This is a genomic window from Streptomyces sp. NPDC054872 (assembly GCF_053610705.1).
The window spans coordinates 72,409-93,326 of the sequence record NZ_JBSGYY010000003.1; the positions used below are offsets into that span (position 1 = coordinate 72,409).

Here is a 20,918-nt window from a genome sequence, read left to right on the forward strand (position 1 = left end):
CACGAACGGAGCAGTCCGATGAGCCGCCACATCCAGATCACCTTCGACGCCCACGACCCGCGGGCCCTGTCCTCCTTCTGGCGCGACGCGCTGGGCTACGTCCACCCCGGCCCGCCCGGGGTCGACCTGCCCGAGGGCGCCGACGCGCTCGCGGCGTGGGACGAGTTCCTCGCACGGATCGGCGTACCGGAGGATCAGCGCAACACGAAGTCGGCCATCGAGGACCCGGAAGGGGACGGGCCGCGGGTGTTCTTCCAGCAGGTCCCCGAGGACAAGGTCGCCAAGAACCGCGTCCACCTCGACGTCCGTGCGGCCCCCGGCCTCGAGGGCGAGGAGCGCATGGCGGCGCTCGAGACCGAGTGCGACCGTCTTGTCGCGCTGGGGGCGAAGCGGGTGCGTCGCGACGAGCCCGCTCCCCCGATGAGCGCCGGTTACCTGGTGATGACCGACCCCGAGGGCAATGAGTTCTGCCTGGACTGAGCCCCGGCGTCACGGTGTGTGACGGCTGGACGGGCGAGGTGTCCATGTCCCGCTTACGTTGAAAGCAGAGGCCCACACCGTGTGTGACATCGGTGGGCGCTGTACCGACAAAGGAGTGGTCATGGCTGACAAGGGCGGCATGGACAAGATGAAGGGCAAGGCCAAGGAGATGACCGGCAAGGTCACCGGCGACCGCGGCAAGCAGGCCGAGGGCAAGATGGACCAGGCGAAGGGCGAGGCCAAGAAGGCCATGGGCGGCGCCCGTGACCGTGCCGAGGACGCGCGCGACTCCATGAAGCACCGCGACCGCGACGCCTGACCAGACTCCGCTGAAGCCCCCGCCCACTCCCGTGCGGGGGCTTCCGCCGTTCCACGTCGAAGGCGGCCGAGGCAACCGGTGGCGACTGCCGCGCCGGTCAGCCCTGCCCGTCCGCCGGTGCGTACGGCGCGATGCCCGCCTCGCCCGCCGCCTCCCGCAGGACGTCCTTGAGCATGTCCGGGGTCAACCGGCCGGTGAACGTGTTCCGCTGGCTGACGTGGAAGCAGCCGTACAGGGTGACAGGGCCCGGCGGGGCTTCCCCGGATGCGACAGCCGTTGAGCGCCCTCCGGTCTTCTCCGTGTCCTCACGTTCCAGCGTCACCCGCGCTCCGTGCGCGAACCGCGGCCGGGGCTTCGGCACGCGCCAGCCCGCCGCCGTGAACGCCGGGAGGGCGGCCTGCCAGCCGAACGCCCCCAGGATCACGGCGGACCGCAGCCGCGGCCCCAGCAACTCCATCTCCCGTACGAGCCACGGCCTGCACGTGTCGCGCTCGCCGGGGGTCGGCTTGTTCTCGGGCGGCGCACAGTGCACCGGAGAGGTCACCCGCACCCCGCGCAGCGTCAGGCCGTCGTCGACGGACACCGCGAGCGGGCTCGACGCGAGGCCCAGGTCGTACATCGCCCGGTAGAGGACGTCTCCGGAACGGTCGCCCGTGAACATCCGGCCGGTCCGGTTCCCGCCGTGCGCCGCGGGCGCGAGACCGATGACGAGCATGGAGGCATCGGGCGGCCCGAAGCCGGGCACCGGCCGGGCCCAGTACGTCCAGTCCATGAAGGCGGCCCGTTTGACCCGCCCCACCTCCTCCCGCCACTCGACGAGGCGGGGGCAGGCGGAGCACCCCGTGACACGTGCGTCCAGTTCGTCCAGCGGGTTCATGCGGACCCGAACAGCGCCTCGTCGGTGGAGCGGACCAGGCGTGCCTGCATGTTCCGTTCCATCATCTGCAGCGCGGCCGCGGCGAGGTCACCGTGGATGCTCGCGCAGGCGTCCTCGGCCACCATGACGCCCAGGTGCCTGATGTGCGCGTCGAGCGCCGAGTAGAGGACGCACTGCTCGGTCACCTGACCGCACAGGAGCACGGACTCGATGCCGCGCTGGCGGAGCAGGTACTCCAGAGGGGTGTCGTAGAAGATCGAGTGCCGGGCCTTCACCACGAAGAGCGAGTCGTCCGCGGGCCGGATCGGCGCGACCAGATCGGCGTGCGGGCCGCTCAGGACGATGTCGAGCAGCTCGTCGTGGTGCGAGCGCCACTGCCCGAAATTGTCGTTGGCGTAGATCACCACGACGTCCTCCTCCCGCGCCCGTTCGATCAGTCTGCGGACGTTGGGCAGGACTTCCTCGACCGACTTACGGAGGATTTCCGCATCGGGGTGGTCGTACATGTTGATCATGTCGATGACGATGAGAGCCTCTACAGCCATGCTCCGAGTCCATCACGCGCCGCATCCGTATCCACGGACGCCCCGCCCTGGAGCGCACTCGCGCCTGCCGCACGGCCTCACCGGGGCCGGCTGATCAGCCGGCGACCGCTTCGACCGCGAGGTGGATGTCCAGGCGGCGGCCGGTCATGCCCTTCGCCGTGGTCACGCCGAACGCGTAGCGGTCGACGGTGGCCGTGCCCTCGACGGTCAGGCGTCGTCCTTCCAGCTCGACCGTCCCGACCGTGACGGCCACGGGCCGCGTGACGCCTCGTACCGTCAACTCTCCCTGGAGCACCGCCGTGCCCGTCGCGGACCGCGTCACCTGTCGGCTGCGGAACGCGATCTCCGGGTGCGTGGCCGCGTCGAGGTAGTCGGCGGACGTGACGTGCCGGTCGCGGCGCTCCAGGCCGGAGTCGAACGAGGCCGCCGCGACCGTGACGTCCACCGAGGACGCGCCGACGGGGTCGGTCACGGTGATCTGCCCCCGGCTGATGCCGAAGGTGCCCCGGACCGGGAAGAGGCCGAAGACCGTGCGTGTCCGGAATCGCACCGTCGAAGCCGCCGCGTCGATCTCGTACGTACCGCTCCTCGGCACGCTCTGCTCTGTCGGACTCGACAGGACCATGACCTCAGCCGCCTCCCTCTGCTGCCGTCCACGGTGGCTCGGACACCCCGCGGTACTCCCCTCAGCGTGCTTGCCGTGCGGGGCGCGGGGCAGATCCGGATGTCGCCGGTCTCCCGGTACAAATGTCCCGCGTCGGGTGCGGATCGCGAGGAACCGGTGGCGGTGCGGGACCTGCGTACGCGGCTGGTGCGGGCCGAGGAGTTCGCCGCGACGTTGCGCGCGCACCTGTCCCGCTCCGGGCCTCAGCCGTCGGCGCCCTTACCGATGTAGAGCTCGGCGAACGCGGCCGCGGCCGCCGGTGAGCCGAGGATCCTGCGCAGCCGGGCGGTAGCGATGCCCGCCTGGAAGGGGTCACCCGACGATGCCCCGTGCAGCAGCTCCGAGAGCCACCGGGAGAACTCCTGGTATTGCCACACCTTCGGCAGGCAGGCCTCCGAGTAGCCGCTCAGAGCGCTGTCGTCCCCTTCCGCGCAGTAGGCGACGAGTGCGTCACCGAGCACCAAGGCGTCGTGGAGGGCCAGGTTCATGCCCTTCGCCGCGATCGGCGCGGCGAGGTGCGCGGCATCGCCCGCCAGGTACAGCCGCCCGAACGCCATGGGTTCCACCACGTAGTTGTGCATGTCGAGGACGCGTTTCTCGATCAGTGGCCCCTCGGTGAGCGGCGGCGCACCCGCCACCGTGAGACGGGCGTGCAGCTCGGACCAGACGCGCTCGTGCGGCCAGTTCTCGGGGTCGTCGCCGGGCGGGCACTCCAGGTAGTAGCGGGTGACCTGGGGGCTTCGGGCCATGTGGGCCGCGAAGCCGCGCGGATGCAGGCCGAAGACGACGCAGTCCGAGGACGGCGGCGCCTGTGCCAGGAGCGCGAGCCAGCCGATGCCGTAGTCGTGCCGGGCGACCGTGGCCCGCTCGGCCGCGGCGTAGGTACGCGTCACGCCGCGCGCGCCGTCGCAGCCCGCGATGGCGTCGCACTCGATGTGCAGGCGCCGGCCCGTCTCCGGGTCGGTGTACGACACCGAGGGCTGGTCCGTGTCGACGCCGTGCAGTTCCACGTCGCGTACGCCGAAGCGGATGTCACCGCCCGCCCGGTCGGCGTAGGCGGCCACGAGATCCGTCACCAACAGGGGCTGGGGGTAGACGAAGTGGCGGTGCCCGGAGAGCTCTCCGTACGCGAACCGGTGGCGCTGCCCCGCCCAGCGGAACTCGCACTCGCCGTGCGTCCGCGCGTGGGCCAGCAATCGGTCGGCAAGGCCCCGTTGTTCCAGGGCGCGTACGGCCCATTCCTCGATGAAGCCCGCGCGGGGCCGCTGCTCGATGAACTCCCTGCTCTCCGTCTCCAGGACCACGCAGTCGACGGAGGCGGCACGGAGGATGTTGGCGACGGTGAGGCCCGCCGGTCCGGCTCCCACGACGACGACGCGGGCACGCCGTCGGGGCGCGGGGGTCTGGGGAGCCGAGGGCTGGGGAGCCGAGGCGAGGTTCATCCGGAAATTATGACGCGGACACGACGAGCGGGAGACCACCGGTCGGGCGCCCGGCCGGGCGGCGGTCATCGGATGTGGTGCGACAATCTGCCCGGGACCACGCCCGTGCCCGATCTCCGGCGCGTCGTCTCGTTGCGGGAGGCGCCGGTCACGGACGTCCCCGGGGCAGCGGCGCCCCGGCGGGCCGGCGGTGGGGAGGAAACGATGGTGATGGAGTGGCGGTACATCGCCCAAGGCGCGCGGGTCGTTCCCGAACCCGTGGCCACGCCCTTCATCTGGACGGGCGCCTATGCGGGCGCCTTCGTGCTGGTGACGGTGCTCGATCTGCTCGGTGCGCTCGACCGGACGGGGATCGCGCTCGCGGCCCTCTCGGTGCTGGCCGCGCTCCTCGGGGTGCGGGGCCGTTTCGTCGCGGCGCCGGGGACGGCCCTGTTGTGCTGGATGCTCCTGAACTTCTTCGCCGCGCATCCCATCGGTGAGATCTCCTGGGCCGGACACCGGGACCCCGAGTGGATCACGTGCCTGCTGGCCGCGGCCCTTGTCGGCACGACGGCGGGCCGGGTGCTCCACGCGCGGGCCGCATACCGACGCGTCAGCCCGTACGACGGCACAGGCTGACCGGGCGGATCGCCCACTGCATCCGCTGACCGGCCGGGTCGCGAACAACACCCGGGACGGGGCCGACGAAATCCGTTTCCGGTGTCGCGGTGAGGCTCCTACTCTGGCGCCGTGACCACTCAAGTGATCGTTCTCAACGGCGGGTCCAGCTCCGGGAAATCCGGCATCGCGCGGTGCCTGCAGGCAGTGCTGCCTGATCCGTGGCTGGCCTTCGGCTGCGACACGCTGGTGGACGCCATGCCCGCGTCCATGCGGACCGGTGCAGAGGGAATCGAGTTCGCCGATGACGGCACGGTGGCCGTCGGCCCCGAGTTCCGGACGCTGGAGGCGGCGTGGATCGAGGGGATCGCGTCGATGGCCCGCGCCGGAGCCCGGATCATCGTCGACGAGGTCTTCCTCGGCGGTCCGGCGTCCCAGGATCGATGGCGGAAGGCCCTCGGTGATGTCGGGGTGCTGTGGGTCGGCGTCCGCTGCGACAGCACGGTCGCCGCGGGCCGGGAGACGGCACGGGGCGACCGAGTCGCCGGGATGGCCGCGTCCCAGGCCGAATTGGTCCACCACGGCGTGCTCTACGACATGGAAGTGGACACGACGCACACCGAATCCCTGGAATGCGCCCGGGCCATCGCCGCCCGCGTCCGCCGAGCGAAAACACCGGCGGACATGAATTGCGCCGAACCGGTTCATCCACGAAAGCCCGCATAAACGCATGTGGCGTCCGAGGCAGGTGCTGCCTCGGACGCCACCGGTGTCAATGGGGCGGAATGTTCACGCCACCGACAAGGTCAATGCCCCGGACCAAGACCGCCGTAATATCCGCCGAGCTGGTCACGGTAGGAGGGGTCACCCAGGTGCTTTTCCTTGTCGAACTCCGGAGCGTCCTTGATCTGCTCCTTGGTGCGCGAGACGAGGATCTTCCGCGCCTCGTGGTCGATGGCGGTGACGGTGCTCGCGGGCAGCAGCACCTCCTTGCCGAAGATCCACACTCCGGTGTCGACCACGATGTACTGGTTGGCGACCTCGTTCGAGTGCTTGTCGACCTTGCCGATGTGGCCGTCGGCGGCCTCGACCTTGTAACCGGTCAGATCGGCGTCCGGGCCATGCCCGGCGGTGGGAGCGTAGCTCCAGATTTCGTTGCTCATCGAGAACTCCTCAATTCGTTTTCCCCGAACAACGGGGATTCACATGGCGGGAGGAGATGATCAACCTCCATCGCAACGGGTGCCCTGCCGCGTGGAGGCCAAACAGAAACTTCCGGCCGTCTCACCCCAGCTCATTCCGCCGCGGTGTCACAGAAAGTCGCGGGGCACGGTTTCGTTCCAGGTGCGCGAGAAAACCCTCCGCTCACCCTCGTAACCGTCCAGGGTGGCGTCCACCCGGAAGTGCTCCTCGTCGCAGCTCAGGACCGTGCGGGTCTCCACCCGTACGTCCCAGTCGTCGCGCCGGAAGGACATCGTCCAGGCCGACTCGCCGGCCGCCGAGGTGAAGTCCTCGGCCTTGGAGGTGTAGCGCTCGTAGGCCCGGCGGCCGACGTCGAGGCCGATGTCCTCGAGACGCACCGTCCCCCGGTCCTTGACGATCTCCAGCTCCGCGGAGTAGTCGACCAGGTCACGCTTGACCTGCCAGCGCTCCTCGGGGGCGGACAACTGGACGGGAGACCGCGGCCGCGTGCCTTCCGGTTCGTCGAACGGCTCCTCCGGCAGGGCATCGGGCTCCGACATCGGGCGGACCGGGAGCGTCAGGGTGCTCGACGTCTCGTACACGGTCAGGAGCACCGGCTTGGGCGGCGGCCAGGCCAGCGGCCAGTACGAGGTGGACAGGGACACACGGATGCGGTGCCCCGGCGGGAAGGCCTGGGCGACGCCGTTGAGCGGAATGGTCGCGCGGTAACGGCGCCCGGGTTCGAGGGGACGCGGATCACCGTGGGCCTCGCTGCGGGTGAGGTTGAGCAGGCCGTAGCTGACACGGGTGGCGCTGCCGTCGGGCGCCACGTCGGACAGCCGGACCGCGACCATGGCCACGGGTTGGTTGACGCTCAGGTCGAGTTCGACGCTGGGTGAGCCGAGGATTTCCGTGCGCTCGGTCAGCGGGTCGGTCTGGAAGACCAGCGAGCCGCCGTCCTCCTCACGCTGGTCGTAGGGCAGGTCGGGGGGTGCGTTGTAGGAGGCCCACTTCCCGCCGAACTGGCCTACGGACAGCGGTGATTGGACGGAAAGACCCTCGTCCGGACCCGCATCGCCGGCCGAAGCCTCCTCAGCCGTGAGCGGCGCGGAGAGCCCGTGGCGCGTGAGGCGACGCTTGACGGGAGTGATGTGCGGGGACGGCCAGGACGGCTCCCCCACCCAGCGTCCGGGACGTTCCTCGTACGACGTGGAGGGCGGCACGCTGTCCTGCATCCACGTCCGCAGCATCGGCCCTTCCATGACGCCGTTGTCGACGCCCTTCAGCCAGTGGTCCCACCACCGCACCACTTCCTGGAGGTAGCCGATGGCGGGGCCCGGCTCACCGAGGTGCGGGAACTTGTGGGACCAGGGGCCGATCAGACCCTTGCGCGGCACGTCCAGATTGCCGAGCAGACGCGTCACCGCGTTCGAGTAGCCATCCGCCCAGCCGCTCGACGCGAGGACGGGGCAGCGTACGGCCTGGTAGTCCTCGCAGACCGAGGCGTGCCGCCAGTAGTCGTCGCGGCGCTGGTGCTTGAGCCACTCGAGCACCCAGGGGCGGGTGCCCTCCATCCGCTCGTGCCACATGTCGCGCCACCGGTCCCCCACCGTCGCCGGGTCCGGGGGCATGGTGCCGTAGGCGAACATCGTGCCCGCCTCGGCGAGGTTGTCCGACAGGAGGGCGCCGCCCATGTAGTGCATGTCGTCGGCGTACCGGTCGTCGGTGAAGGACGCGATGACGATGGCGCGCAGGCTCTCCGGCTGCCGCGCGGCGACCTGGAGCGCGGCGAAGGCGCCCCAGGAGATCCCCATCATGCCGGTGGTGCCGTCGCACCAGGGCTGGTCGGCGAGCCAGGCCAGGACGTCCTCGGCGTCGGTCTGCTCCTGCTCCAGGTACTCGTCCTTGAGCACGCCCTCGGAGTCGCCGGTGCCGCGAATGTCGACACGGACGCACGCGTATCCGTGCCCGGCGATGTACGGGTGATGGATGGAGTCGCGCTCGGCGGTCAGATCGTGCTGCCGGTAGGGGATGTACTCCAGGACCGCGGGGACGGGTTCCTGGTCGGAGTTCGTCGGCCGCCAGATGCGGGCCGAGAGGAGTGTGCCGTCCGCCACGGGGATGGTGACGTTCTCCTCTTCCTTGGTCTCGTACGGAAGGTCGCTCACGTAGCGCAAGCCGAGACGCTCCTTCGTGTTGCGGGGGTGTTCGCCGTTCAGTCGTTCGTCGTGTCGCGGCCGCCGGGCTCTGCCTCGTCGAAGGTCAGGCCCAGGGCCGCCACGCACTGGTCGTACTTGGCCCGCATGTCCTCCTCGCTCTCCCCGCCCGTGAAGATGTGGGCCAACTCGTAGCTGTAGCTGTCCTGTTCGGACGCGTCGGACAGCCGCTGCCCTTCCTCGACCACCACGTCGATGCGCACGCCCGGGATGCGGCGCTCGATGCTCTCGATGTCCTTGCGGGAGGGGACGTTGTGCACGGTGGCGTCGGCGAACCAGCGGTAGTACCACTTGGCTGCCGTGGCGTACTGGCCCTGACGGTAAGGCAGTTGGGGGTCCTTGCCGAGGGCGAGGCTCAGCATGCAGTGGTGGTTGGGCACGCCGTCGACGTACTCGAACATCTCCGCGTGCGACTGGGAGTGTCGCGGGTTGATCTCCAGGAGGTTGATCGCGTCGGTCCGCGGATCGTAGAAGTACTCGATGCTGAAGGTCGCCGCGTCCATGCCGATCTGCCGCATCACCCGCTCCGACACGTCCCGCAGCCGCTCGAGCACGGGCCCGGGGAGGGTGGAGGGGTACTGGTGGCGCAGGAAGCACGACGAGTCCGGGTACTGGATCGAGTCGAGGATGCCGTAGACGGTGACCTCGCCCTCGTGGACGTACCCCTCGACCGCGACCTGGATGCCCTTCAGCGTGCCTTCGGCGAGGCACACCTGGCCGCCCACGTCGGCCATCTCCGGGGGCAGCTCGACGCGGGCGAGTATGTCCTCGAACGGACGGCCGATGCGTCCCATCCCCTGCCGGATGCGGTCGGCCGCTTCGGTGAACTCGGCCTGGTCGTCGACCCCGTAGGCGAGCTCCGAGGAATACGACAGCGCGGGCTTGAGCCACATCGGGAAGTCCATGCCCTCGGGAGGCTTGGGGTCGGCGCTGTCCATGTCGACCCGCCCGAACGGCGGATGCGCGTCGGTGACCCGCTGCTGTTCCAGGCGGCTCCAGTACTTGTGCTCGCACTTGACCACGGAATCCAGACTGGTGCTTCGCGTCCCGTAGCGCTCGCTGAGGATCGGCACGAGCGTGCTGACGGGGAAGTCCCAGTAGCCGACGATCGCGTCGATGTGGCCGTCGAACGCGTCGAGTGTCCGCTCCGCCTCGGCCAGCAATGCGGGGACGGACACCTCGCCACTCTGCAGCTCGTCCACTGTCAGGAGGGGGTGGAAGACGTAGTCCGCCGCGTCGGGGACCGCGCGCAGCGTCGGCAGATTGGCCTCGTCCAGGCCGAGTACGAAGATGTTGAGTGGCATGGCGCCCTTTCCGTGTCCTGGGTGCCGGCGGCTGGTCCGCTGAATGGCTGGGATGGCCGCGTACCCAGGTCACAGTGGCGCAATCGCGACCTCTCCTCACCACGCCGGGCCTCGGATCCCGAGCCGTCGGCTCCAGCCGGCCCGCACGTGTGCACCCTTCTTCGCTGGGCACCTGGGAGATCGACAGTCGCGGGAGCGAGCCCCGAGCAGCCGAGGAACCCATGAGGCCAGAGAGACACGTGGTCGGTCCGTCTCGTCACTGCGCGTCACCACTCGAGTGGTGGCAGGTGCGGGAACAGCGGAGTGTGGTGAGAGGGCCGGACCAGGAGGGACATCGTCCGGCCGGCTCCGCGATCACCGGAGGTGCGTGATGGTCACCGATACAGCCGCCGGCGCGGCCCCGGGACACCTGATGACCCTTCCCGGGGTCTACGCGCCGCAGGACGACACGGGTCTGCTCGCTCGCGCTCTGTGCCGCGAGGCCATCGGCCCCGGCACGGACCTGCTGGACCTCGGCACCGGCAGCGGCGCGCTCGCCGTCCACGCGGCGCGGCTCGGTGCCCGGGTGACGGCGGTGGACATCGCCCGGCGTGCTGTTCTGACCGCCCGCCTCAACGCGCTGGCGGCACGGCAGCGCATCACCGTCCTGCGGGGTGACCTCACATCCGCCGTTCCGGGGCGGTCCTACGACTTCGTGGCGAGCAATCCCCCGTATGTGCCCTCTCCTTCGGGGCGGCTGCCGCGGCGCGGAGCGGCGCGTTCCTGGGACGCTGGACAGGACGGCCGCGCGCTGGTCGACCGCATCTGCGACGCGGCGCCCGCGGTGCTGCGCCCCGGAGGTGTGCTGCTCATGGTCCATTCCGCGCTGTGCGACACCGACGCCACACTGTCCCGGCTCTCCAAGGCCGGCCTTGAGGCCTCGGTCTCCGACCGCGCGCTCATTCCGTTCGGGCCCGTCCTGCGCTCACGCCGGGCCTTCCTGCGCAGGCAGGGGCTGCTGGGCGACGAGGACATGGAAGAACTGGTGGTCATCCGTGCCGAACGCACCTGAACCCGCGCCGGCCGGGGCGGAGGACCGGCTGTCGCGGGACCCACGGCCGCGCCGCGTCACGATCGACCCCGAGGGGCCGCTGCTCGTGGAGGGACCTGTGGAGGTCGTCGCCGAGGACGGCAGTGTCATCGCTTCCCGGCGCTTCACCACCGCGATCTGTACCTGTCGCCGTAGCCGCGCCTACCCGTGGTGCGACACGAGCCACCGCCGCCGCGTGAAGCCCGAGGACGCCGGACGCGCCGATGACTCCGACGACTGCCACCGACGAGACGACTCCGACGGCTCGTCCGGCTCGTCCGGCTCGTCCGGCAACGAGAACACCAAGGGGGAGGAAGCACCCGATGCCCGCTGAGAACCAGACGCTCCTCGACGGTCTCCGCGAGTCGCGCCACACGAGCCCCGCCCTGCCCGAGCCCCGCGGTGTGCTGTCCGGGCTCGTCATCAACACGCTGCGGGCGGGCGGCAGTTCGGGGCCGCTCTCCCTCGACACGCATGACGCCGACCCTTACGGGGACGACCTCCAGCTCGCTCTCTACACGCTCTACGAGCTGCACTACCAGGGCTTCGACGAGGTCCGCGAGGACCTCGAATGGGATCCCGAGCTGCTGGGGCTGCGCCGCGCGCTCGAGGGACGCTTCCTCGGCGCGCTGCGGGCCAACTGCCGCTCCACCGACAGCGCCGAACGCGCCTTGGCCGACCTGCAGTTGGAGCCGGTCGGTCACGTTCCCACCAGCGTCAGCCACCATCTGCAACGCGACGGCGAGCTGTGGCAGCTCAGGGAGTACGCGGCGTTGCGCTCGCTGTACCACCTCAAGGAGGCCGACCCGCACGCCTGGGTGATCCCCCGGCTGCACGGCCGGGCCAAGGCGGGCATGGTGGCCGTCGAGTTCGACGAGTTCGGCGCGGGCCGGGCCGAGGACATCCACGCACGGCTCTACGCCGACCTCATGCGGGACCTCGGCCTGGAGACCGCCTACGGCCACTACCTCGACGCGGCCCCGGCGGAGGCGCTCGCGACGGTCAATCTGATGTCCCTGCTCGGCCTGCACCGGGCGCTGCGCGGAGCCCTTGTCGGGCATTTCGCCGCCGTGGAGGTGACGTCGTCCCCGGGCTCGCGACGGCTCGCCAAGGCCATGCGCAAGTGCGGTGCCGGCAAGGCGGCCGAGCGGTTCTACGACGAACACGTGGAGGCTGACGCCGTGCACGAGCAGGTGGTGCGTCGCGACGTGATCGGCGGCCTGCTCGCGAGCGAACCCGGCCTGGAGTCCGACGTGGTCTTCGGCATCGAGGCCACGGACTTCCTGGAGGACCGCCTGGGCGCACGACTCCTGGCCGCCTGGCCCGAGGACCGAAGCGCCCTGCGCACACCGTTGACGCCAACGGCCTGATCCTCCGGCACGCGCCGCACGGTCCGGAACGCCCCACCACGCGGCCTGAGGCTCCGGGACACCCCACGGCTGGGCGCGCCACGGCCTAAGGCGCCCCCAGCCTGCCGAGCTGACGCCCCCGAGGCCTCAGGCCACGCCACGGTCGGCCGCGGCCGGGTACACACCCGGCCGCTCCGAGCCAGCGCCTCGCGCAGGCAGGTGGCCCGCAACGCCCCCGACGGCAGCAGGCCGTCACCCCCGGCTCATGCCGTCATACGGTCGGTCGCGGCCGCGCAGCGCACCCCGCCGAACCGAACAAACGCCTCACGCAAGCAGTCAGGCCCCAGCGCCGCAGACGACAGCAGCCTGACACGCCCGACCTCCCGCTGCCTCACGGCCAACCGCGGCCTCGCCGCGCACCCTGCCAGTCCGACCCAACGCCTCGCATAAGCAGCCAGGCCGCAGTGTGCCGCCGACAACAGCAACCTGACACCCCACCCCAACTCACGCCCATCGCGGGCAGCCGCACACCTGCCGATCTGAGCCAGCGCCTCGCGCAGGCAGATGGACCGCAGCCCCGCCGACAGCAGCAGGCCGTCACCCCCGACTCACGCCGCCCCACCATCAGCCCCAGCCCCGCCCGCACACCTGCCGATCTGCGCCAACGCCTCACGCAAGCAGATGGCCCGCAACGCCGCCGACAGCAGCAGGCCGTCACTCGGACTGGCGCCCTCCCACGGTCAGCCGCAGCCCCGCCGACAGCCGCAGCCCGTCACCCCCGGACCGGCGCCCTCCCACGGTCAGCCGCGGCCTCGCCACGCACCCTGCCGATCTGGGTCAACGCCTCGGGCAGGCTGTTGGGTCGTAGCGCGCCGCGTACCGCCGGGCCCGCCCAGCCGGGGCCCGCCAGCATGACCGCGGGGCGTCCGCGGGCGCCTCGTACCCCCCAGCGGGTCTCGGCGATGTGGCGGGCCAGCGGGACGCTCGCGGTCGAGCGGGCCTGTGCCCACAGGACCACGACGGCCGGGCCCGTCCTGCGCACGGCGGACGAGACCGCCTCGACCGGCACGGCGGCGCCGAACATCCGCTGCGGGACGCCGAGTTCACCCAGCGCCGCGCTGAGCGCCTCCAGCGGGAGCGAATGCTGTTCGCCCGGTACGCAGGCCAGCACCAGCGGCGCGTTCGCGGCGGGCCCGCTCGGCGGGGCCGGAGCCGTGGGCGCCATGGACCAGCGGTGCAGGGTACGCGAGACGTGCCAGGAGAGCAGATGCTCGACCTCCACGTAGCGGTCACCGGCCTCTTCCCACTTGCGGCCCACCGCGTGCAGCGTCGGCACCATCACCTCCTGCCACGCGGTGACCAGACTGTGGCTCTCCACCGCGTCGTTCAGCAGCTCCTGCATGGTGGGCGCGTCGAGCCGCACGGCCGCACGCGACAGGCCCCGCCGGCGGCGGACGAACGCGTCGGGGGACGACGCCGCCTGACGTGCCCGCCGCCTCGGCCGCGGTACGGCGGCCGGGCCGGGCGGAGTTCCCGAGTCCACGCCGGGATCGAGCAGTTTCAGCGCCAGATGAGCGGCCTCGGCAGGCGGCACCCCCGAGGACGTGAGGCGGCCCATCTCCTCCACCATGGCGACGTCCCGCTCGGACCAGCGGCGATGGTGACCCGGATCGCGCCGGGCAGGACCGAGGCCGTACCTGCGGTCCCAGGTCCGTAGCGTCGTCGGTGACACCCCCAGCCGCCGTGCCAGAGCGCCGGTGGTGACTCCGGTGCCGACCGATTCGCTGCCCTGATCGCCGCGTTTCCCCTGGCTCATCCGGCCACGATACGACGCACAACCGATGCGAGTTGCCGTGCCGGAGCAGCTGTTTCCAGGATGACCGGATCGCGGCCGGAGCGACGGCGCGACTGCCCGATTCCGTTCGTTCGTACGGCGATTGCGATCGCCGGAAGGAGCTGACGACACGCCGATGAGCACACTGGTGCCACAGCCGGTGCGAGCCCCCGTCAGGGAGCGGACCACAGACCTGGCCCGAGGCCTCGCCGGTGGAGACGAGGCGAGTCTCGCGGCGGTCTACCGCCGGTGGGGGCCGCTGGTGCACGCCCTCGCCCAGCGCGCGCTCGGCGACAGCCGCGAGGCGGAGGACATCACGCAGCAGGTGTTCTTCGCGGCATGGCGCGGCCGGGCGGGCTACCGTCCCGAACTCGGCACGGTGACCGCCTGGTTGACGGGCATCACCCGGCACACGATCGCGGATGCGCTCAGCGCGCGCACCCGGCGGGCGGCGCTCGTCGAGGGTGCGGTGGCCCAGTTCGCCACGATGGATCACGGCGTCCACGAGGGCATGGACTCGACGGTCGACCGGACGCTCCTTGCCCAGGAGTTGGCAAGGCTCCCGGGCCCACAGCGAACGGTGTTGCGCCTGTCGTTCTACGAGGACCTGACCCACCCGCAGATCGCGGAACGCACCGGCTGGCCGCTCGGCACGGTCAAGAGCCATGCCCGGCGCGGCATCAACAGTCTGCGCCTGCGCCTGGAGGACGTGCGGGAGGACCGCTGAAGAATCTTGCCCCGGGGTGCATCCAAGCGCCCGCTCGCGACGGAAGCAGTGGGTAGCTCGTCGTGACCGTCATTGTGCCTGAGGTCGGCAGGACCGCCCGGACCCTGCTTCCTGTTCGGCCTCAGCGGAGTCGGTGCCGCTGAGGCTGTCGCCGTCACCCCCGAGACGGCGACCGAGCGGGCTGTGGGTGGCGCATGTGTCGGTGGCGCCACCCACAGTCGCCGGCTCGCGGCATCCGGCTCACGGCACTCCGCTCACCGCACTCGGCTCACGGATCAGGCGGCGTACCCCTTCGGCGGGATGAGGGTGGCGAGCTGTTCGAAGGAGAGCCAGTAGATCTGGTTGCCGCCGAAGGAGGCGGGGTCGGCGATGAGGACGGTGCGGTTCGCGTCGTCGTAGCCGATGACGGTGAAGTAGTGGTAGATCGTCTGGTCCGAGGGATAGCCGGGCGGCTGGTTGCCGGGCGGGGCCACGATGTTGGTCACCAGCGGGTAGTTGTTGTCTATGTCCAGGACGATGTCGTTCCACAACAGGTCCTTCTGGGCCTGCGTGGGCGGATCGTTCGGCATCTCCTTGGTCTCGTACCAGCCGGTGCCGAGGTTGGCGTTGAGCACGCCGGTCACCTGACTGATGTGATCGGTGCCCGCCTCGGTGGTGCCGAGCTGGGCCGCCAGAGCGCCCTGGCTCGGCGGGGCGATCCGCGCGGACAGGGCGATGCGGGTGGCGGCGGGGCCGCACCAGTAGCCGGTCTCCTGAACCTGGTAGTCGACCGGGAGCGTGTGTGCGCTCTTGGTCCGCGCACCGCCGATGCTCAGCCGGGTGCCGGGTTCGTTCCGTCCGCTGACGACCGCGGTCCCGGCCTCGGAGCCTTCGGCGAGGACGGACACGCTGTGCGGGTGCGCGGGTTGCGCCTGGGCGGCGGCCGGGGTGACGAGCGCGCCGACGGCGGCAACGGCGATCGCTGTGGAGACAAGTCTCTTGCGCATACGGACTCCTGGCGTGAGGGGTGTGGGGGTGCGAGGGGTGTGAACGGCGTGAGGGGGGGCGGGCGCGGTGGCGTATGGGGGCGGGGGGGCGAGGTGCAAGCCCTGCCGACCGCATGCGGGGCAGGGTCAGGGAATCGGCGGGACCGTGGGCCCTTCCTGGGCGAGCAGATCGCGGGCGAACTGCTCCCACTGCGCGTAGCGGTCGGGGTAGGCGGAGACCTGGACCGCCTGGCAGACGTCACCCGGCGGCATCGTCTGCCAGCCGGCGATCTGGATCAGGCCCGGGTTGCTGCCGAAGGGGGCCACTCCGTAGAAGGACTTGGACGAGGTGGCGACATCGGTGATCTGCTCCGGAGTGCCCCAGCCGGTGCTCGGGCGCTGCTGGAAGATTCCCAGGGAGTCGTGGTCCACCGGTGTCAGGTAGTTGACGAACTTCGATTCCTGCATGGCCGTCATCAGGGCGATGACCAGGCCCTGTTCGGGGATCTGCGCCCCCTTGCCGACACCGATGACGGTGCGTGCGTTGGCGAGTTCCTCGGGCCCGAGGTCGGCGGCCGTCCGGAACGTGCGGCGCAGTTCGGCGTCGGGTGCCTGCCGCAGGGCTCTGGCGGTCGCGTCGTCGACCGCGCCGGTGCGGGGCAGGCCATGGCGCTCCTGGAACCACTTCAGGCCGTGCCCGGAGGATGCCGCCGCGGGCGCCGTGGGAGACGCGGCGGCCTGCGCGATGCCGGGCACGGCGCAGAGGGTGCCGGCCAGGGCGAGCGACGCGGCCACGGCGGCGCGACGGGTGAGGGGGAGGGTACGAGTAGTGCGCAACGCCACTCCTTCATCGGATCGTCGAGGCGTCCCGGCTGCCGTGCGCGTGCCGTGCGCGTTCCGTGCGCGGAAATTCACATGTGGACGCGCGTTGAACGGCGCGCAAGCAGGGTGTCGGGGCGCAACGCGGTGGGGGGATGCGTGTGCAACAGCCCGGTCAGCTTCCTTGCATGCCCATGCCAGAAGCAATCAATGAAAGCCCAGACTTACGCCCCGCAACTGCGCAGCAGCGCGCGTCCCTCCGCGGTGGCGACATGAAGCGTCCGCCCCGCCCTGCGGACGGTGGTCAGCAGGCCGGCCGCGCGCAACACCTTGACGTGCTGGCTTATCGCCGGGTGGGTGACCGCCAGCAGACGGGCGAGCTCGACCGTGGAGGAGCCGGTGCGCGCCGCCTTGAGGACAGCGGCGCGTGTGTGCCCGACGAGCGGCCCGAGGGCGCCGTCGTCCGGGCGGTCGGCGGGTGTGGGGTGGGTCCAGTCGAGCGCGTGGTCGATGGGATACACCAGGACGGGCGGCAGTTCGCCGTCGGCGAGCGTGACGGGCGTGGGCCAGCAGAAGAACGAGGGCTGCAGGGTGATCCCCCGGCCGTCGAGACGCAGCTCTTGATCCACCGGATAGTCGGCCTCCAACACCGGTGGGCGCCAGCGCAGTTGCGGCCCGAGGCCCGCGAGCAGGCCGTCGGTCCCGCCGTCGAGGAGGCTGTGCAGGCGGATGATGCGGTCCGCGTCGATCTGGCCATGGATGCGGGGCCAGAACGGCGCGAGCGCTTCCAGATGGTACGTGTGCAGAGCTCGCCCCAACTGCCGCAAGGCGGCGGCATCTCCTTGCGCGAGCGACTCCGTCCAGTCCGGCAGCCGACGCGAGGCGGCCACCCGCGTCAGATCGGTGCGCAGGCGTGGGCGAGGTGTGCGCACGAGGGTGTCGACCGCCGCCTGGAGCGTCTCGCCTTCACCCTGGGTGGGGGTGAGGAAGTCCGGGGAGGAGCCGTGCGGCGGCAGGAGGGGCGACAGGAGGCGGCAACTGTCCGAGAGGCGCGGCCTCGCCCAGCGGCGCCAGTCCCCGAACACCCGTGCCCCGTCACGCCGTTGCAGCGTCTGGACACTGTTGCTGATCTCCCAGAGGAAGTCCGGCCCCGACGCGACCCGCACCCGTGCCAGGTCCTCGGCCGTGAAGTACACCCGCAGCAATGGCCCTCTCCCCCTGTGCCCCGTGCCCGGTTCCGTGGCCGCCGCGTCGCCGCGCGGCAGGGCTCAAGGCCATCTCCGTGGGGCGGTTGCTGTCAAGGGAGACGGATGGTGCCGCGACCCTCAAGTTTTGCTCTGAAGGGGCGCGGGAGAGGGGTGCGCGCTCCCGGCGTCGGGCACCACAGGCGCAAGACGGGGTGTCCGGAGGGGGTGGGGGCATGCGGGTGTATTTCAAGCGGGCCACGACGGCGGTGGCAGCACGAAGGGCCCTTGACGCGTACGAGATCGCCTATCTGGCGGGTGGGCCACGACGCGTGGTGGAGTGCGCGATGATCGGGCTCGCCGAGCGCGGGCTGCTCAGGCTCAGGGCGTCACGCGTGTGCGCCGTGGGCGACGAGACACCCGAGCATCCGGTCGAGCGCGCCCTGTTGGCGGCGTGCCCCACCAGTCGGGGTTCCGCCTCGGTGTGCGCGGAGTTGCGCGGGTCCCCGGAGGTGGCGGAGATCGGCGACCGGCTCGCGGAGTGGGGCCTGGTGACCCGGTCCCGGCACCAGCTGACCCGGGTCGGCAAGCAGCGGCTCCAGACGGCCGAGGAGGAGGGAACCCTCCCCGGCCACGTGTTCGCCGGGCCCGAGGTTCTCCCGCACGGCACGGTCCGACGCGCCGTCACGGAGGCGCAGTTCGTTCCGTCCGGCCTCGGCCGGGCCATGATCCGCATGGGCAACGCCCTGGACCGCGATGCGGGCTCCGATCACGCGGACTCCGGCTGCGGGGGCGGGGGCGGTGGGGGTGGCGACTAGCGAGGTTAGCAACGGACGGGACGGGCCCGCGCACGATGGATGACGACCTGTCATCCACCGCACGCGGGGGCTCACTTGAGCCCCATGCACCCAAGATTTTCTTTGTGTCAGTACGACACACCTAGCGCAGGGTGCTGCCGAAGATCGCCGCGGCGTCCGGGGCCCCGACGTCCTTGGGGCCGAAGGCGACGGATCCCGTGGCGGTCAGGCCGGTCGAGGTGCCGCGCAGTGACCAGATCGCACCCGCTTGGGCGTTCTCCCGTGCGGATGACGCCGCGAGGTCGCGGTGTCCGTCTCCCGTGACGTCGAGGAGCGCCGAGGCCGCGCCGAACTGGTCGTCGGCCTCGGCGACTCCGGGGATGTCCGCGGTGTCCTGGTGGAAGGCCTGGGCGCCGGTGCCGGTCACGCCGTTCGCGCTTCCCCGCACCAGCACGACGGCGCCCGCGTCGCTGACGGTCTTGACGTCCTCGCCCACGACACCGATCGCGATGTCCGCGAAGCCGTCGCCCGTCACGTCACCGACGGAGACGGAGCTGCCGAAGCGGTCGCCTTCCTCCTCGGCTCCGGGAATGCCGGGCAGGCCCTGGTCGAACTCCTGGACCTCGGGCCTCAGTCCGTCCGCCGAGCCGTAGGTGACCGTGACCTTGGACTCGGCCTCGCCGTAGCCGCTCTCGCCGACGACCAGGTCGTCGTAGTCGTCGCCGTTGATGTCGCCGATGCCGAGCTGCCCCCTTGCCCCCGTGGCATCACCGCGCTTGAAGCCGGTGGGGCTGCCGTACAGGATGCTGTTGGTCCAGGTGCCGTCGCCGGAGTAGTCGTTGACGGCGATGTCGGAGCGGCCGTCGCCGTTGATGTCGCCGACGGCCTTCGGGATCACCGGGCCCTTGACGGAGAGCGGTCCGTCGACGCAGATCTCGGGCTGCTCGCGGCAGCCCGGGTAGGGGCGCTCCTCGCTCTCGTAAGTCCACCAGTGGGACTTGTCCATGAAGTCGAGGGTGGCGGCCGGGGCGCCGGTGCGCGCGATGGGCCCCTTCCACAGCCGGGCCTTCTGCGTCACCGGGTCGTCGCCGTGCGACCCCACCAGGTCGAACAGCGCCAGGTCGGTGGTGCCGTCACCGTCGAAGTCCCCGGCCTGCGGGGCGAATCCGAAGGTGCTGACCGCGGTGGCGCTCGTCGGGCCGCTCTCGGAGCCCCACAGGATCACCGAACCCCCACCGGCGACACCGGTGCCGACGACCAGGTCCGCGTACCCGTCCTGGTCCAGGTCGGCCTTGGTGAAGTGCCTGCCGAACTCCTGCTTCGCGGTGGCCGCGCCGGGCACGCCGCTCGTGGAGCGGCTGATGACCTTCTTGTCGGCGGGGTCGAGACCGTCCTTGGAGCCGTAGGTCACGACGACGTACCCGGCCTTGGCCTTGCCGGAGACGGTGCCGCCCGGGGCGCCGACGACGAGGTCGTCATAGCCGTCGCCGTTGAGGTCGTCCGTCACCTTCGCGGCGGCGCTCGCACGGCCCGTGTCGGCGTCCGGTGCGGCCGCCCAGGCGCTGCCCTGCCCGATGGCCAGGGCCGAGAGGCCGCTGCCCACGAGCAGGGAGGCGGCCATCAGGGGCAGGGCGCGGCGGGCGCGGCGACCGACGGCGTGCTGGTTGGCTCGCGACATACGGATTCCCTTGGTTCGGAGTGCGGTTGGGTGGCTGCCCGGCGGATTTCACCGCCGGTTCATGCCGGCCGAACACTTGACCCCTCACGTGCACCAAAGGTTGTACGGCGCCCCACTGCACGCCACGGTGCCCCTCCGCGCCCTGCGCCACTTCTTGCCGCTCAGCCGTCGCGCGGTCAGGGCTGCTGCGGCACGTTCAGGACGAAGTCGAAGTCCGCCTCCTTCGTGTTGCCGACGGTGCGTACGTTCATGAGCAGCCGCGCGTCGAAGATCGGGTCGGTGTTGTTGCGCGGTTCACCGGGGAAGTACAGCTGGGTCGTGAGGACCGGGCGCCCCGGGGCCTGGACCTTGACGTGCAGGTGCCGGGTGCGGCCCGGATAGAGGCCGGGCACGATCGTGGTGAGCCTGAACGCACCGTTCTCGTCGGTGAATTGGTGGCCCCGGAAGCGGAAGCCCCTGTTGTCGTACGTTCCGTAGGTGTCGGCCTGCCAGAAGTCCAGCAGGACCCTGGGTATGGGCCGGCAGGCGCTCCCGAAGACGTAGCCGGTGACGGTGAGCCGCACACCCGGGGTGCCGGGCTGGAGGAGTGAGGTGCGCCGGGGCGAGTTGGGTTTGAAGTACGGTCCCTCCATCTGCGGGGGCGTCGGGTCGTCACCGTCGTCGCAGGCCGGGGTCGCCTCCGGCGCCACTCCGCGTTCGCCCGCGGTCCTGGCCAGGGCGGGGACCCCCATCAGGGCCACCGGCAGGGCCATGCCGACCGCGGCTGCCGCTCTCAGGACGGTCTTGCGGCTTGGGCCGCCGCCGTCGCGCTGTTCCTTGGCCGGGCCGGCTCCGTCGTCGTCACGCATGCCGTCCCCTGCCGTGCCGATC

Annotated in this window: 21 protein-coding genes and 1 pseudogene; 9 read left to right on the forward strand and 13 right to left on the reverse strand. The window is 71.1% G+C overall.

Translation table 11 applies throughout. The annotated features are described in order from the left end of the window. Positions 1–18 precede the first annotated feature (18 nt). Both ACWGIH_RS04365 and ACWGIH_RS04370 read left to right on the forward strand, forming a co-directional pair. Entirely contained in the window at positions 19–480 is a 462-nt protein-coding gene (locus tag ACWGIH_RS04365; RefSeq protein WP_453442996.1) for a VOC family protein, read from the forward strand. Between the two features lie 121 nt (positions 481–601). Next, positions 602–799 carry a CsbD family protein gene (locus ACWGIH_RS04370; RefSeq protein ID WP_453442998.1) on the forward strand — a complete coding sequence of 66 codons (198 nt, stop codon included), beginning with the start codon at positions 602–604 and terminating at the stop codon, positions 797–799. Between the two features lie 97 nt (positions 800–896). On the opposite strand, the gene ACWGIH_RS04375 is transcribed toward ACWGIH_RS04370, so the two are convergent. The 4 genes from ACWGIH_RS04375 to ACWGIH_RS04390 all read right to left on the reverse strand — a co-directional run bounded on the left by ACWGIH_RS04375 (position 897) and on the right by ACWGIH_RS04390 (position 4,327). Continuing rightward, positions 897–1,676 carry a uracil-DNA glycosylase gene (locus ACWGIH_RS04375; protein WP_453443000.1) on the reverse strand — a complete coding sequence of 260 codons (780 nt, stop codon included), beginning with the start codon at positions 1,674–1,676 and terminating at the stop codon, positions 897–899. Next, on the reverse strand, positions 1,673–2,221 hold the full coding sequence (locus ACWGIH_RS04380; RefSeq protein WP_453443001.1) for an isochorismatase family cysteine hydrolase: 549 nt from the start codon (positions 2,219–2,221) through the stop codon (positions 1,673–1,675). The genes ACWGIH_RS04375 and ACWGIH_RS04380 overlap by 4 nt, the downstream gene beginning before the upstream one ends. 94 nt (positions 2,222–2,315) lie before the next feature. Continuing rightward, positions 2,316–2,846 (reverse strand): YceI family protein, encoded by a 531-nt coding sequence (locus tag ACWGIH_RS04385; RefSeq protein WP_453443003.1) that lies wholly within the window; start codon positions 2,844–2,846, stop codon positions 2,316–2,318. A 242-nt stretch (positions 2,847–3,088) separates the two neighbouring features. Beyond that, positions 3,089–4,327, reverse strand: a complete 1,239-nt coding sequence (locus ACWGIH_RS04390) for a 4-hydroxybenzoate 3-monooxygenase (protein ID WP_453443004.1) — start codon at positions 4,325–4,327, stop codon at positions 3,089–3,091. 105 nt (positions 4,328–4,432) lie between these two features. On the opposite strand from ACWGIH_RS04390, the gene ACWGIH_RS04395 reads away from it, so the two are divergent. Next, positions 4,433–4,945, forward strand: coding sequence for a hypothetical protein (locus tag ACWGIH_RS04395; protein ID WP_453443006.1), 513 nt, complete (start codon positions 4,433–4,435; stop codon positions 4,943–4,945). 111 nt (positions 4,946–5,056) lie between these two features. Further along, positions 5,057–5,650, forward strand: coding sequence for a chloramphenicol phosphotransferase CPT (gene cpt / locus ACWGIH_RS04400; RefSeq protein ID WP_453443007.1), 594 nt, complete (start codon positions 5,057–5,059; stop codon positions 5,648–5,650). An 80-nt stretch (positions 5,651–5,730) separates the two neighbouring features. Here the strand turns inward: cpt and ACWGIH_RS04405 are convergent, their stop codons facing one another. The 3 genes from ACWGIH_RS04405 to ACWGIH_RS04415 form a co-directional block, all read right to left on the reverse strand. Then, complete coding sequence (locus ACWGIH_RS04405; protein WP_453443008.1) at positions 5,731–6,087, reverse strand: PRC-barrel domain-containing protein; 357 nt, start codon at positions 6,085–6,087, stop codon at positions 5,731–5,733. Between the two features lie 147 nt (positions 6,088–6,234). Beyond that, positions 6,235–8,283 (reverse strand): CocE/NonD family hydrolase, encoded by a 2,049-nt coding sequence (locus ACWGIH_RS04410; RefSeq protein ID WP_453443009.1) that lies wholly within the window; start codon positions 8,281–8,283, stop codon positions 6,235–6,237. Between the two features lie 38 nt (positions 8,284–8,321). Next, positions 8,322–9,626 carry an ATP-grasp domain-containing protein gene (locus ACWGIH_RS04415; RefSeq protein ID WP_453443010.1) on the reverse strand — a complete coding sequence of 435 codons (1,305 nt, stop codon included), beginning with the start codon at positions 9,624–9,626 and terminating at the stop codon, positions 8,322–8,324. Between the two features lie 370 nt (positions 9,627–9,996). On the opposite strand from ACWGIH_RS04415, the gene ACWGIH_RS04420 reads away from it, so the two are divergent. From ACWGIH_RS04420 to ACWGIH_RS04430, 3 genes are read left to right on the forward strand one after another with little or no spacing between them, the layout of a single operon-like run. Then, positions 9,997–10,677, forward strand: a complete 681-nt coding sequence (locus tag ACWGIH_RS04420; protein ID WP_453443012.1) for a HemK2/MTQ2 family protein methyltransferase — start codon at positions 9,997–9,999, stop codon at positions 10,675–10,677. Continuing rightward, positions 10,661–11,029, forward strand: coding sequence for a CDGSH iron-sulfur domain-containing protein (locus ACWGIH_RS04425; protein ID WP_453443014.1), 369 nt, complete (start codon positions 10,661–10,663; stop codon positions 11,027–11,029). The genes ACWGIH_RS04420 and ACWGIH_RS04425 overlap by 17 nt, the downstream gene beginning before the upstream one ends. Beyond that, positions 11,019–12,065 (forward strand): iron-containing redox enzyme family protein, encoded by a 1,047-nt coding sequence (locus ACWGIH_RS04430; RefSeq protein ID WP_453443016.1) that lies wholly within the window; start codon positions 11,019–11,021, stop codon positions 12,063–12,065. The genes ACWGIH_RS04425 and ACWGIH_RS04430 overlap by 11 nt, the downstream gene beginning before the upstream one ends. 751 nt (positions 12,066–12,816) lie before the next feature. Here the strand turns inward: ACWGIH_RS04430 and ACWGIH_RS04435 are convergent. Further along, positions 12,817–13,860: a MerR family transcriptional regulator gene (locus tag ACWGIH_RS04435; protein ID WP_453443017.1), complete on the reverse strand. Its 1,044-nt coding sequence runs from the start codon at positions 13,858–13,860 to the stop codon at positions 12,817–12,819. A 154-nt stretch (positions 13,861–14,014) separates the two neighbouring features. Here ACWGIH_RS04435 and ACWGIH_RS04440 point away from each other — a divergent pair, with 154 nt between their 5' ends. After that, on the forward strand, positions 14,015–14,605 hold the full coding sequence (locus tag ACWGIH_RS04440; RefSeq protein WP_453443018.1) for an RNA polymerase sigma factor: 591 nt from the start codon (positions 14,015–14,017) through the stop codon (positions 14,603–14,605). A gap of 275 nt (positions 14,606–14,880) precedes the next feature. Here the strand turns inward: ACWGIH_RS04440 and ACWGIH_RS04445 are convergent, their stop codons facing one another. The 3 genes from ACWGIH_RS04445 to ACWGIH_RS04455 form a co-directional block, all read right to left on the reverse strand. Further along, a complete protein-coding gene (locus ACWGIH_RS04445; RefSeq protein ID WP_453443020.1) occupies positions 14,881–15,591 on the reverse strand; it encodes a C39 family peptidase in 711 nt (236 codons plus the stop codon). A 126-nt stretch (positions 15,592–15,717) separates the two neighbouring features. After that, on the reverse strand, positions 15,718–16,347 hold the full coding sequence (locus tag ACWGIH_RS04450) for a peptidoglycan-binding domain-containing protein (protein ID WP_453443203.1): 630 nt from the start codon (positions 16,345–16,347) through the stop codon (positions 15,718–15,720). 266 nt (positions 16,348–16,613) lie between these two features. Continuing rightward, positions 16,614–17,594, reverse strand: a complete 981-nt coding sequence (locus ACWGIH_RS04455) for an ArsR/SmtB family transcription factor (protein ID WP_453443021.1) — start codon at positions 17,592–17,594, stop codon at positions 16,614–16,616. A 215-nt stretch (positions 17,595–17,809) separates the two neighbouring features. On the opposite strand from ACWGIH_RS04455, the gene ACWGIH_RS04460 reads away from it, so the two are divergent. Continuing rightward, positions 17,810–18,391: a TIGR04222 domain-containing membrane protein gene (locus ACWGIH_RS04460; protein WP_453443022.1), complete on the forward strand. Its 582-nt coding sequence runs from the start codon at positions 17,810–17,812 to the stop codon at positions 18,389–18,391. 121 nt (positions 18,392–18,512) lie between these two features. On the opposite strand, the gene ACWGIH_RS04465 is transcribed toward ACWGIH_RS04460, so the two are convergent. Beyond that, positions 18,513–20,048 (reverse strand): FG-GAP-like repeat-containing protein, encoded by a 1,536-nt coding sequence (locus ACWGIH_RS04465; protein ID WP_453443023.1) that lies wholly within the window; start codon positions 20,046–20,048, stop codon positions 18,513–18,515. Positions 20,049–20,227: 179 nt separating this feature from the next. Further along, positions 20,228–20,896: pseudogene (locus ACWGIH_RS04470) on the reverse strand (dioxygenase family protein); the annotation flags it as partial. Positions 20,897–20,918 lie beyond the last annotated feature (22 nt).